The organism is Bacillus cereus group sp. MYBKT111-2, assembly GCF_051915205.1.
Classification (GTDB): domain Bacteria; phylum Bacillota; class Bacilli; order Bacillales; family Bacillaceae_G; genus Bacillus_A; species Bacillus_A paranthracis.
In genome coordinates this window covers 221,863-235,386 of sequence record NZ_JBQAEG010000006.1, presented here as the reverse complement: position 1 = coordinate 235,386, position 13,524 = coordinate 221,863, and the positions used below count along the sequence as shown (strand labels likewise).

Sequence of the window (13,524 nt, the reverse complement as noted above, 5' to 3'; positions counted from 1 at the left end):
TCCATTATATCATGTTTTTTATATAATGCAATTATATACTTTACAAAAATTCGAAAAAGCCGATAAAATTATTTATCAGCTCCGAATTTACTATTCTACACATTATTTCCTAATAATATCCATATTGTTCCTTTTCTTCTCTCTTATCGTTTAAAACGACACCAAGTTGTTTACCAGATGCCTTGTCTAATATTTGCTTCGCCTTTACGATTTTATCTTTTTCTGTTTTTTCACTACGTACGACCAGTACAATTCCATCACATTTATTTGCAAGTATTTGTGCATCAGTAACCGCAAGGACTGGTGGTGTGTCGATTAAAATAATATCAAACATGTTATATGCTTCTAGTAATAGCTCGTCCATCGCCCGGCTACCTAATAGTTCAGCCGGGTTTGGCGGAATTGGACCTGAAGTCATTAAATATACATTCTCTATATCTGTTTTTTGAATACATTGCATGAATTTCGCTTGTCCTGATAATAGGTTCGTTAAGCCATTAGGGCTATGAACAGCAAATAAGTTTTGAATTGTTGGCTTACGTAAGTCTGCTCCAATTAACAATACCTTTTTCCCTTGTTGACCGAAAACAACTGCTAGATTGGAAACGGTCGTTGTTTTTCCTTCACCCGGATTTGCCGAAGTGACAACAATAGAACGGATACTGCTATCTATAGATGTAAACTCAATGTTTGTACGGATGTTACGGTACTGTTCCGCAATACGTGACTTAGGCTCTTTATGTGTAATTAATTGTCGTAATGGTTTTCTTTTTTTTCTCCCGAACATGGTATGATCTCCTCTTTTCAAAATGCGACACTTTCCCCTTTATCTCTCTATGTTCGATATGCTACGCTCATTTTTCATTTTTTTATACTGTTAATTTCCCCCATCACTTTCCTCTACACTTCATCATAACCAATCATAATAAGCTTTGTCCTAGCTCATACCCTTTATAATGTGACAACCGCGTCTCTATTTTTATCGCGCTATCATTTATCCCGCTTTAATGGGCAGTAAGACCCCCACCTCAAAATTCAGCGAAAGCAACGAAATTAGGTGGGGGATCAACTGCCCATAAAAGTCCGATTGGTTCAACTAATAATCAGTGGGGGATGAAGAAAACCCCCACTGATTAAAGTTTCACTTTATCTTAATTTCAAGATATTTATAGCGTCATTATATACGAACTTCCATTCATTTACAACAAGAATTCTGATTAATCTGTATTTTAATATTTCGGATAAAAGATATATGAATTAAAAAAATTCTCCTGCATGTTGCAGAAGAATTTTTTTAATTCACATCTATTCTTTTTTATCACCAATCGCAAATGTAATTTCAGCTTCACAAGCAATTTCACCATCTACTGTTGCGATTGCTTTTCCTTTTCCGATTGGACCACGTACACGTGTCATTTCAACTTCTAGGCGAAGTTGATCACCTGGACGTACTTGTTTTTTGAAACGACAATTGTCGATACCTGCGAAGAAAGCAAGTCTTCCGCGGTTTTCTTCTTTCTTTAATACAGCAACTGCTCCAACTTGTGCCAATGCTTCTACAATAAGTACACCAGGCATAACTGCGTAGTCAGGGAAGTGCCCGTTAAAGAATTCTTCGTTTGCGGATACATTTTTAATTCCAACCGCTCTTTTCCCTTCATCTACTTCTAATATTTTATCAACAAGTAAAAATGGATAGCGGTGAGGAATGATTTCTTTAATTTGTTCTATATTTAGCATATAACAATCGCCCCTTTTGTAATATTGGTCTTACCACTTGGACATATTGTCTATTATCCCATTTTGTTTATTGTTTGTCATTATAAAGTGAAACTTTAATCAGTGGGAGATTCACCCCCACTGATTATCAGCCCTCACCAATCGGGCTTTTACGGGCAGTTGATCTCCCACCTAACTCCCTTGTATTCTCCAAATTTAGAGGTGGGAATCTTACTGCCCGTTAATGCGGGGTAAAGTGAAACTTTACTTCCTATTTATAAAAAAATGCATACACTCTATCCTCTTAAAATAGTTGCATATCCTTGCAACTGACACGGAGGTAGAAAAGAGTGTATGCCCAGATTAGGGAAAGGCAATATGTATTAACACATGATTTGCCTTAATGTCGTATTCGACTCATTATATTATAAACGTTTTCAAATACGGAAATATTAAATTTAACCATATATATGAATATTTTACCTATATTCTTCGTTTTTCTTTATTTTCCTTCTATTTTCTCAAAAAATCGAAATAAAAAAATAAAAATACAAAAAAAAGAACTAAGGTTTACACCTTAGTTCCTTTCACTTTATCGTAAAGCACGCTTTGGTAATCTATCGATATTCTCTAACATAATACCTGTACCAACCGCAACGCAGTGCATTGGGTTTTCAGCAATTAATACTGGTACTTTTAGTTCTTCTGCTAGGAGCATGTCAATGCCGTGTAGTAAAGCTCCACCGCCTGTTAGAATGACACCGCGGTCGATGATGTCCGCTGATAATTCTGGTGGTGTGCGCTCTAGTACGCCTTTTGCAGCTTGTACAATAACAGCTGCATTTTCTTTTAATGCTTCTGTAATTTCTTCTGAGCATACTGTAATTGTGCGTGGTAAACCTGTTACCATGTCACGTCCGCGAATTTCAAGTTCTTCGCTACGTGCACCTGGGAATACTGTACCAACTTTAATTTTAATATCTTCTGAAGTACGTTCTCCGATTAATAGCTTATACTTACGTTTAATGTAGTTTAAGATCTCCATATCAAACTTATCGCCAGCCATTTTGATAGAGGAAGAGGTAACAATATCACCCATAGATAGTACAGCGATATCTGTTGTACCTCCACCAATATCAACAACCATGTTACCGCTTGGTTGGAAGATTTCCATTCCAGCTCCAACTGCGGCTACTTTTGGTTCTTCTTCTAAAAATACTGTTTTACCACCTGAACGTTCAGCAGCCTCACGAATTGCTTTTTGTTCTACTGATGTGATATTTGTTGGACAACAAATTAAAATGCGAGGTTTTGAAAAGAAGCTCTTTACGTCCAATTTGTTAATGAAATACTTTAACATTGCTTCTGTAATTTCGAAATCTGCGATTACACCATCTTTTAGTGGACGAATGGCTACAATATTACCAGGCGTACGTCCCACCATACTTCTTGCTTCTTCACCTACTGCTAATACTTTACCTGTGTTACGATCAATAGCAACAACAGATGGCTCATTTAATACAATACCCTTACCTTTAACATGGATTAATACGTTAGCCGTACCTAGGTCAATTCCGATATCTCGCGCAAACATTCCCGTTTTTTCCTCCTCGATATTCAAAATCAGGTTACACCCGAATTCTTTTACACCTAATTTCTGATTTTATCATAAATTTAACAGAAACGTAATATTCGCAAAAAGAATTCTTCTGAAAAATATTACCGAATTGAAACGGAATGTTTGCGATCGCATACTTATTGACGTACCGGCTTTTCTACATCTTCTTTTCTATACTTTTGCTTTGTTGCTTCTCCGCCTCTTAAATGACGAATAGACTTATGATAATCAAGAATTTCTTTCACTTCATTTGCGAGCTCTGGATTAATTTCTGGTAGACGTTCCGTTAAATCTTTATGGACTGTACTCTTTGATACCCCAAATTCCTTTGCAATGACACGCACTGTCTTTCTTGTCTCCACGATATACTTACCAATCTTGATAGTTCTCTCTTTGATGTAATCGTGCACACCACTCGCCTCCCTAAATTGGATGTGAGAAGGGTGAAATGAGCCTCGCTGCATACGACTTAGAAGTAAGTGTGAGTGCTGTTTGTAAGCGTTAAACATTCTTGGATTTATAATGAAATGATTCACGATTTCTCACCTCAAACACTCTCTTTGCTTTGGTTTATACCATTGTATTGCCCGCACTACTGATATATGCTACATGTTCACTATTTTTGCGGACTAAGTTAAGAAAAATTACGTTTTTTTGTGAGAAATACGTTAACAGTGACTATTTTGGCGAAAAAAATGACACCTTGTATACAAGGTGTCATTCTTCTCGTTCTAACTCTTCTTCTAACAATTGATGGTGGGGAACCTCTTTCTTACCGGCAATGTAATAATATAAAGTAAATAAAACAAACAATAAAATAATAGCAGTCGACAGAACAAACAAAAATGACACAGTATCCCCTCCTTTTTGTAATATATATTCGAGAATCTCGTCATTTTTCCTTGTTATTGCAACTTTTTTCTCGAAATTGAGTATTTTTATATGGAAATAAAAAAATCAGCTCTCCTAGTGAGAACTGATTTTTTCACTTTCTTATTCTTGTGAAGAAGAACTGTTAGATGATTCTGTAGAACCATTTGTTGATTTTTCTTCTTTCTTCGGTTCTTCTTTTTTGTCACTAGTTGAACCGCTAGTTGATTTCTCTTCTTTTTGAGACTTGTCTTCTGTTTTACTTTCTGGTTTCGTGCTCGTTGACTTTTCTTCTTTTTGAGATTTGTCATCAGCTTTTTTACCAGAAGCGTTCGTTGCCTTTGCAGCACCTGCATCAGCTTTAATTTCTGCTACTGATTTATTTAAGTAACGCTCAGGGTTCACAGCCACATTGTCTTTACGTACTTCAAAGTGAACGTGAGAACCTGCTTCTTTATTCATTGCACTTAGACCGGATTTTCCTAATACTTCACCTTGTACAACTCGTGCACCTTTTTCTACTTTTACACTACCTAAGCTTTGATAAGAAGCTGCTACACCATTTCCGCTATCAACTGTTACAACATAACCAAGAAGTGAATCTTTTTCAGCTTTCGTTACTGTACCACTTAAAGCAGCTGTAACATTGAATTCTTTTCCATTCTTCGCAGCAATGTCAATTCCTTTATTTGGGGAATATGTGTTGTTATAAAAGACAAGTGCTTTTTCTTGTTCCGCCTCAGTTGCTGCATCTTCATAGAACTTCTTCTGTACGACTACTTCTGCATTAGCAGGAGCTGGCATTTTCACTACTTCTGAAGACTTCGTTACTGGTACTGCTGGATCTTCCGTTTGTGTATACGGCGTTGCTTGATCTTGGTTCGGAGTCTTCTTCGGATTAGCTCCTTGGAACCATAGTGCAACCATTAAAATTACCGCTGCACAAGCAATGTATAGTGCCGGAAATACCCATCTTTTTTGAAATAAATGTACTACCTTTTGCGACTTTTTATTATTTCTTCCTCGCATTCCATCATCACCTCAGCAATCATTTTGAACAATATTCACGCATCCTATACAACCTATAACTAATTACTTTTCGACAAAATCTGTAAAAATATGTATAGGAATTGTAAAATTTCCGAGGAAATGATAGAAAAAAGAAAAAACTGAGCATTTCGGCTCAGTTTTTAATCTAATTGTTTCTTTTTATACACGATTAAACATGCAATAAGTGAAATAATAAGCCAAGCTCCAACATTTATCATATGGCCACTAATACTACTAAATCCTGCACCCTCTACTAAGCTTTTAATTGCCTTTTCGAGATGAGATGTTGGAAGATAACTAATCATTGTCTTAATTACTTTATTTTCAACCATTGGCTCAAATTGTACAGCTAAATACATCGTCATTAATATTGGCATTCCAATTAGTGATGTTTGTGGGACAGACTCAGCTAGTAATCCAATCATCGTTCCAATTAAAGTAAATAGAATTGTTCCACATAAGAAAACAAATGCTAGTAATAAGAAATTTCCACTTAATTGATCCAAAATGAATAAGTTTACAATAGAAATACCTAACGTTAAACATACTGTTAATATACTTTTCCCAAAAAGAACTTCAACAGATGAAGCTGGTGATAGCATTAACACACGTAACGTATGCTTTTCTTTCTCTTCTGCAATTACCATTGATTGAACAAACCCTGCAACAAATAGAAAGGCCATTAAAGTAATAATGCCAACCCCTGCACTCCCTTGTCCAAACCTGCTATATATAAATGCAAATATAATTGGTAAAGATGCCATTAGCAGCACTTGTGAATTCGTCTTAAAATCTTGTACTTCTTTTCTAAAAATAGCTGATACACGTCTCATTGAAAATGTCATTATAATCCCCTCCCAGTAACTTCAATAAAGATATCGCCTAGCGTTGGTTCGTGTGAATGAATGGATAGTAATTCACCTTTTTTCATCCATTCTGAAATACGTTTTGCACCTAATTCATCTTTTTGCACCACTTCTTTTTGCTTATCTTTTAATACGACTTGTATTTGATCTTTCGCGTATTGTAAGCGAAGGTTCTCCGGTGTATCAAGCGCTACAATTTCTCCGCCGCATAGAAAGGCAATGCGGTTACAAAGTGTTTCTGCTTCGTCCATATTGTGCGTCGTTAAAAAAATTGTCGTTCCTTCTTTATTTAAATCTTTTAAGACTTTATGAATGTTTTGTACGTTAACTGGATCGAGTGCAGATGTTGGTTCGTCTAAGAAGAGGATATCTGGTTTATGAAGGATTGCTCTAGCTAATGTAACGCGCTGCTTCATTCCTTTTGATAGTTTCTTTACTAATGTTTTTTTATCATCTAATAAGTTCACTTGCGCTAGCACTTCATCAATTCGTTCTTTTTTACAATCGTATAAGTCACAAAATAATAGTAGGTTATCATAAATGCTAAGCCTTTCATATAAGCCACTGTTGTCTGTTAAAATACCAATTCGTTTATAATCGATGCTGCTTGGCCCTGTAATATCTTTCCCTAATACCTTTACCGTTCCAACGCTATGAAGTAATTGAGAAGTTAATATTTTTACTGTCGTCGTTTTCCCAGATCCACTCGGTCCGAGGAATCCGAAAATCTCTCCTTGCTTCACCTCAATATTTACATTTCGAAGTGCCGTTTTTTCATTGAAGCTTTTCATTACATCTTTCATTTCAATTGCCAATGTCATCTCGTCATCCCCTTTGTTTTTTCTTTTATAGATGAAAGTCGCTTTAGCGCTTTTCGTTTGTTTGTTTCGCTTTTCTTGACTCAATCATATGAAAATCAAAGGGTTTACGCAGTAAAATACCGGTAAAAGGAGTATTTTTACCGGTGAATGAATCGTATTTTGAGCTTATAGGAGCACTTTTTATAGCCCAATCACGCCTTTTAATTCATCCATTCGTCCTTTCGAAAGCGGAATTGAACTTTTTCTTTCGTCATCCAAAATTAAACTAAAACTATTACGAGTCCACGTAATCACTTCTCGTACTCTTTGTAGATTTACAAGATAAGAGCGGTGACATCTAAAGAAACCAAAACCTGTTAATCTCGCTTCTAGTTCACTTAATGTTAATGCACATACGAAATCACCTTCGCGCACATGAATATGTGTTACTCCGTTTTGCGTTTCAATAAAATGAATTTCCATCGGGTCTAATAAAATGATTTTATCGTTCACTTTCGCTGGTATTCTTTCTAACTTCATTTGTGGAATCATTTGAATGACTTTTTCTTCATCAACTTCTTCTGCTTCCTCTTGTTCAATTTCTACTTTTTTCACACCATCATTGTTTAATATGTATACATCTTCTGTTAACGAAAGGGCGTCCGATAGGAAAGATGATGTAATAAAAATCGCCTTTCCTTGCTCTTTCATTTTCATAATCGCTTTTCGAATAATAATCGTACTCTCTATATCTACATTTTGCTCTGGTTCTTCCAAAATAACTAAATCTGGATTATGGATCATAACTCGCCCAATATGAAGACGACGTTTCTCTGAAAATGATAGTTTTTCTATTTTAACGTTTAATTTATCTAAAAGGCCGATATATTGTACAACTTCTTCTATACTCATATTTGATTCATACAGCCCTAATAAAAACTTATAGTATTCCTTTACCTTCAAACGATCATATGCTTCATCTCTCAAAAAACAAAAGCCGATGCGAGAATAATTTCTCTTTCCAATCACTTCATCTTCAAATAGCACATTGCCAGTTGAAGCTTCTTCCTCACCAATAATAATGCGGTGTAACACTTTAGCTGTATGGTTATTACATTGCAAAACAACACATTGCCTCTTCTCAACCTTCAGTTCAACTGCCGGTAACTGGTTCGTCTTACCTAATTGTTTCAACTCCAGTAACGCCATTTTGTCTCCCCCAAATACTTTTTATCTTATTATACCAAACAATTAATGGAAAATTATGATATTTTAAACAAAAATCAGGTGCCAGGAGACCCTGACACCTACTTCTTCACCATCAACTTACCTTCATAATCGTTCATCGTCTTTATTTCAACGCCTTTGTAGTAATGAGCGACGATATCTGTATATTTCTTGCCTTCTGCTGCCATGCCGTTCGCGCCGTATTGGCTCATGCCAACGCCGTGACCGAAGCCCTTCGTCGTAACAACGATTTTATCTCCCTCTTGTTTCCACGTGAAATCAGAGGAGCGTAAATCTAATTTGTCACGCACATCTCTTCCGGTTAATGTTTTCCCTTGAAATGCTACATCTTTTACACGTTTTCCTTCCGTACGCCCTTTAATGTCGCCAACTTTTCCGTCTGCTAACACTTTCACACCGAGACGTTTTTGAAAGTCAGCTACGGTAAAGGTTTGCTCACTCGTAAATTTCGGAGAAGCTTGATCCCACGGACTATCTACACTCTTTAAGTACGGATAATCATTTCCCCAATAATCGGCTGCATTTTCTGTCCGGCCATTACTCGTTGAGAAGAAGGATGCTGAGATTGGCTTTCCGTCATACGTTAAAACTTGTCCTGCGGTTTTCGAAACAGCTTCTTCGATTTTCTTCAAATTATTTTCGTAGTTATTGCCCCATTGTTTTTTCAATTCTTCTTTGCTTTTGTACACTTGATCTTTCACCGTATCTGTCACGTCCGCATTGTTTTTCTTACCTCCGCTTAGCATACGCTGCACGACAAATGTTCTCGCTGCTAATGCCTGCGCCTTTAGCGCCTCTATTTCAAAACTGGCATTCATCTCAGAAGCTACTACACCGGTCACATACTCCTCCATAGGTAATGACTCTACCTTTTTCTGTTTCTCGCGATATACAGCAACTTGAACCGCTGTATCCACTTTCCCTGGAGCTGGTATACTTTCTATCGCTGGAGGAGTGTTAGAAGCTGCTTTTTCCTCTACTTTTGCTTTCGCAAACGGAATCACAAGAGCAGCAGGTACAATGATAACGAGCGCTATGAGAAGCGCTACTGTAATAAAAAGTGGCTTTGAAAATTTCATCTTATTTCCCCCAATATGAAAAAGCTTTACTCCATTCATTCTTATGGAACAACTCTTTCTTTTAGAACATACTTAAGGGGAACCATATAAAACAAAAATTTTCTAAATATTTTTACTGGTACGTGCATAAGTATAGAATTTCTTGACTATAACAGTAATAAGCCCAAAAAAATAGCCTCTACGTCAAAAGACGTAGAGACTATTTCAATTAAGCGTGAAGATCAGAAACTTCTTGTTCTTTCACTTCTTCTACTTTTTCGTTTACACGTTCAATAGTTGCACCTAATGCAGCTAATTTCTTATGGAAGTTTACATAGCCACGGTCAAGATGTTTTAACTCAGTTACACGAGTGTAACCTTCTGATACTAAACCAGCTAAGATTAATGCAGCTGCAGCACGTAAATCAGTTGCTGCTACTTCAGCACCTTGTAAGCTGTTTGGACCGTTCATAATAACAGAACGACCTTCGATTTTAATATCAGCATTCATACGACGGAATTCTTCAACGTGCATAAAGCGGTTTTCAAATACCGTTTCTGTAATCATACTTGTTCCATCAGCTTGTAGTAATAATGCCATCATTTGTGATTGCATGTCTGTTGGGAAACCTGGGTGAGGCATAGTTTTAATATCAACCGCTTTTAACTTATCTGGGCCGATAACACGTACACCTTCATTTTCCTCAATAATTTTAACACCCATTTCTTCCATCTTCGCTGTAATTGAGCGTAAATGTTCAGGCACAGCATTTTCAATTAAGATGTCTCCACCAGTAATTGCCGCTGCAACCATGAATGTTCCCGCTTCAATACGGTCAGGAATAATAGAGTGGTTTGCACCATATAATTTATCAACGCCTTCGATACGAATCGTTCCAGTTCCAGCTCCGCGTACTTTCGCTCCCATCGCATTTAAGAAGTTAGCTAAGTCAACGATTTCTGGTTCTTTCGCTGCGTTTTCAAGGATTGTTGTCCCTTTTGCTAATGTAGCTGCAGACATAATGTTTTCTGTCGCGCCCACGCTTGGGAAGTCTAAATAAATTTTAGCTCCTTTTAGTTCTCCCTCAACGTATGCCTCAACAAAACCGTTACCAACCTGTACTTTTGCTCCCATTGCTTCGAAGCCTTTTAAATGTTGGTCAATTGGACGTGAACCAATTGCACATCCACCAGGAAGTGCAATACGAGCACGACCGTTACGTGCTAATAAAGGTCCCATTACTTGAACAGATGCACGCATTTTACGTACATATTCAAATGGTGCTTCAATGTTTAGCTCTTTAGAAGCATCGATTGTTACTTTGTTATTTTCAAATACGACTTCAGCATTTAAATGACGTAATACCTCATTAATTGTGTATACATCAGACAAAACTGGTACTTCAGATAGTACATTCTTTCCATCACTCGCTAATAGGGCTGCAGCGATTATAGGTAATACAGCATTTTTTGCGCCCTCAACACGCACTGTGCCGTTTAACCGCTTTCCGCCACGGACGATGATCTTTTCCAAATTATTCCCCTCCGTGTCCTTTTTTCAGTATCTATTCACTCAATACTCAGAAGTTATGATCGGTGTGCCAACCACAATTGTATCTTTGTTGTTTGTAGAACGTATTGCTATTTGCACATTTATTTTCTCTCTATTTGTTGAAAGAGCGTCATCCCACTTTTTATTGTATGCGGAGACTGACACAAATGCTCTTTCTTCTATCTGTTCGATCGCTCTTGCTGAAAGATCTTTCAAAACCTGATTGGTTTTATTTTGCAAAACACCTTCAATCTTATCATTCAGTACACCTTGAACACAAGTGTAAATTATAGGTTTTTCACTAAAAATTTTATTCGTTTTCTGAATATACTTCGGGTCCCATTTTGCCCCGCTTACTTCAAAGATAATGAAAGTGTTTTCTTTAGTATTTTCCTTACTCCAAGTTACTACTACTCGTTCTTCATAGGAAGAAAATTTTTTATAGGATGTAGCTTTATATCCATCTGGAGATTGCTCTAATTCCCACTTTTGAATATTCGCCTTATCCTTCACATCGTTTAACAACTTTTGAAACGTATGTATATTAGAAATTGTTTTTGTTTCTCGTGCTAACCATGACCATTTCTCTACTTTAGCATCATTTTTCTCTACAGCTGCGATCATGTTCTCCATCTTCTGTTCATCGCTTATCGGTTTCATCTCTCTATATCCAACCAAAAATAAAACAACACTAAGTGCAACAATAAGAATGGCTTTAAGCTTCAATTTCATCCCCTCCTATCCCCATTGTTAACGGAGATTTGAGGTTCTATACACTTACTTTACTAAATACGTTAAACTCTTTGAATAGCCTAAATAATCAAGGAAAAAGTTACTTACAGATGTCCCAATTGCAATTGTAATTAAGATGAGTAATACTCTCGTCTGCATCACCTTTCCAGGCTTCATTAAACGCTCAATGTGAATACCTTGTAAGGCCCACCACGTAATGGTAATAAACAATAAATGCGAAACGATGGCAATCAGTGCTTGTTGCCCTAAAAGATGTGCCAAAAAACCGACCCCTTTTTACCTAGCTACTACTTACGAAATCTTATAAAAACGATACCATAATAAGTAGAAGCCACACTTTTTCAAATACAAATAAGCATCTTACATGTTACATCGTAATTTTTCTCTTTAAAAGCGTATACTTATATGCATTTTCAATTGTAATTCACACAAAATAAAAAGCGCAGAGTAACGACTCCACACCTTTTATTTTCACTATTGTACCACGTTCCCTAAGAAGAAGAAATCTTTCATTAATGGAAAATATTCATAAAAGAAATTGTACCCAACCATCGGCATAATCCCTAGTATTACAATCGAAATTGCGCAAAGGCTCATCACAACCTTTATATTGAGTGGCAACCGAATTTTCTCTTCTACTTCTCCCGTACGGAAAAACATTTGCTGTAAAATACGGAAATAATATACGAATGAAATGACTGTCGTCCCCATCATAATAGAAGCTAGTACGTAATGAGCTGGCTCTACATGAAGGGCCCCTAAAAAGATGTTAATTTTCCCAATAAAACCAGCTGTTCCTGGTATCCCCGCTAGCGATAAAATAAAAATCGTCATCACGATTGCTGTAAATGGCGATCTTTTATATAATCCGGTGAAAATGGTGATATTTTCTTTGTCGCTTTGTAAGATTAAGGCGTGGATAATTGCAAACGCGCCTATATTCATAAGCATATACGCAAGCATGTAAAACCACATGCTATCCATCGTAAATGGCGATAATGCTACAAGCGGTACGAGTAAATATCCTGCATGCGCGATTCCTGAATAAGCAAATAAGCGCTTTACGTTATATTGCTTTAATGCGACTACATTTCCAATAATCATCGTAATACTAGCTAGCACAGCGATGTATATGCTCATACGTCCGTATAAAGATTGCATGTCTCCTTGCACCGATACACTTGCAAAAACCATGAGGAACAGACGAATAATGAGTAAAAACCCAGCAATTTTAGAAATTGTTCCAAGAAAAGCAGTAACGGGTGTAGCTGCCCCTTCATACACATCAGGTGCCCACATATGAAACGGCACTGTCGCAATTTTGAATGAGAGGCCAACGAGTAATAGTAGAAATGCGAGAGCTAGCAATAACTGAATACCACTAGCCAGTTCCCCGGCAAATACTTTTTGCATATCCACGATATTGGTTGACCCTGTAATACCGTACAAATAACTCATTCCAAAGAGCGTAATTGCCGTTCCAATTCCTCCATTAATGACATATTTCATTGCTGCCTCATTTGATGCACGGTTCTTTTTTCGTATTCCTACTAAAATGTAGGAAGAAAGTGAAAGCAATTCTAAACCGACGAAAAGTGTAATGAAATCAACGCTAGAAGCCATAAACATCGCCCCAAGGAGCGCCATTAAAAATAAGTAATAATATTCTCCCTTATCTTCAATTGGATTTTTCTTATCATCGCTCATTGCGATGCATAAAATGAGGGCAGCACCGCCTAACAACAACGTTTTAAATCCTTTTGAAAATCCATCTAACACAAACGATCCATTTAAAATATCTCCTGCTGGTTCGCTATATAGCGTAATTAGTGACACGATTGCTAATACGATCGCCGCGATGGCACCAAGCGCTACGTATCTATGGTTCAGCTTAAAAAACAAATCACATATGGAAAGAAGGATGGCAGCTCCGAGAATAATGAATTCTGGCACCATGAGATGCCATGATAAGCTAAGTAACGTATTCATA

14 protein-coding genes are annotated in these 13,524 nt (G+C 36.9%); all 14 read right to left on the bottom strand.

The annotated features are described in order from the left end of the window. Nucleotides 1-109: 109 nt before the first annotated feature. The 14 genes from ACTFNE_RS18610 to nuoN all read right to left on the bottom strand — a co-directional run bounded on the left by ACTFNE_RS18610 (nt 110) and on the right by nuoN (nt 13,523). Nucleotides 110-787: a CpsD/CapB family tyrosine-protein kinase gene (locus tag ACTFNE_RS18610; protein WP_000467927.1), complete on the bottom strand. Its 678-nt coding sequence runs from the start codon at nt 785-787 to the stop codon at nt 110-112. 518 nt (nt 788-1,305) lie between these two features. Beyond that, nucleotides 1,306-1,740, bottom strand: a complete 435-nt coding sequence (fabZ, locus tag ACTFNE_RS18605) for a 3-hydroxyacyl-ACP dehydratase FabZ (protein WP_000931956.1) — start codon at nt 1,738-1,740, stop codon at nt 1,306-1,308. Between the two features lie 571 nt (nt 1,741-2,311). Then, nucleotides 2,312-3,313, bottom strand: a complete 1,002-nt coding sequence (locus ACTFNE_RS18600) for a rod shape-determining protein (RefSeq protein ID WP_000457987.1) — start codon at nt 3,311-3,313, stop codon at nt 2,312-2,314. A 161-nt stretch (nt 3,314-3,474) separates the two neighbouring features. Further along, nucleotides 3,475-3,747 (bottom strand): sporulation transcriptional regulator SpoIIID, encoded by a 273-nt coding sequence (gene spoIIID, locus ACTFNE_RS18595; protein ID WP_000544012.1) that lies wholly within the window; start codon nt 3,745-3,747, stop codon nt 3,475-3,477. A 307-nt stretch (nt 3,748-4,054) separates the two neighbouring features. Next, nucleotides 4,055-4,189, bottom strand: a complete 135-nt coding sequence (locus ACTFNE_RS18590) for a hypothetical protein (RefSeq protein WP_000008903.1) — start codon at nt 4,187-4,189, stop codon at nt 4,055-4,057. Between the two features lie 141 nt (nt 4,190-4,330). Beyond that, on the bottom strand, nt 4,331-5,236 hold the full coding sequence (locus ACTFNE_RS18585) for a M23 family metallopeptidase (RefSeq protein WP_001214941.1): 906 nt from the start codon (nt 5,234-5,236) through the stop codon (nt 4,331-4,333). 161 nt (nt 5,237-5,397) lie between these two features. Then, the gene (locus ACTFNE_RS18580) at nt 5,398-6,102 is read right to left on the bottom strand and encodes an ABC transporter permease (RefSeq protein ID WP_000144473.1); all 705 of its coding nucleotides are present in this window, start codon (nt 6,100-6,102) and stop codon (nt 5,398-5,400) included. After that, entirely contained in the window at nt 6,102-6,944 is an 843-nt protein-coding gene (locus ACTFNE_RS18575; protein ID WP_046198011.1) for an ABC transporter ATP-binding protein, read from the bottom strand. Before ACTFNE_RS18575 ends, ACTFNE_RS18580 begins: the two co-directional genes overlap by 1 nt. A 180-nt stretch (nt 6,945-7,124) precedes the next feature. After that, nucleotides 7,125-8,132 (bottom strand): LytTR family transcriptional regulator DNA-binding domain-containing protein, encoded by a 1,008-nt coding sequence (locus ACTFNE_RS18570; protein WP_046198010.1) that lies wholly within the window; start codon nt 8,130-8,132, stop codon nt 7,125-7,127. Nucleotides 8,133-8,230: 98 nt separating this feature from the next. After that, nucleotides 8,231-9,250, bottom strand: coding sequence for a stage II sporulation protein D (gene spoIID, locus ACTFNE_RS18565; protein ID WP_046198009.1), 1,020 nt, complete (start codon nt 9,248-9,250; stop codon nt 8,231-8,233). A 208-nt stretch (nt 9,251-9,458) separates the two neighbouring features. Then, nucleotides 9,459-10,763, bottom strand: a complete 1,305-nt coding sequence (murA, locus tag ACTFNE_RS18560) for a UDP-N-acetylglucosamine 1-carboxyvinyltransferase (protein ID WP_000411259.1) — start codon at nt 10,761-10,763, stop codon at nt 9,459-9,461. Between the two features lie 39 nt (nt 10,764-10,802). Beyond that, the gene (locus ACTFNE_RS18555; protein ID WP_410050855.1) at nt 10,803-11,507 is read right to left on the bottom strand and encodes a YwmB family TATA-box binding protein; all 705 of its coding nucleotides are present in this window, start codon (nt 11,505-11,507) and stop codon (nt 10,803-10,805) included. 51 nt (nt 11,508-11,558) lie between these two features. Then, nucleotides 11,559-11,795: a DUF1146 family protein gene (locus tag ACTFNE_RS18550; protein WP_000940742.1), complete on the bottom strand. Its 237-nt coding sequence runs from the start codon at nt 11,793-11,795 to the stop codon at nt 11,559-11,561. Nucleotides 11,796-12,008: 213 nt separating this feature from the next. After that, complete coding sequence (gene nuoN, locus ACTFNE_RS18545) at nt 12,009-13,523, bottom strand: NADH-quinone oxidoreductase subunit NuoN (protein WP_333563699.1); 1,515 nt, start codon at nt 13,521-13,523, stop codon at nt 12,009-12,011. Nucleotide 13,524 lies beyond the last annotated feature (1 nt).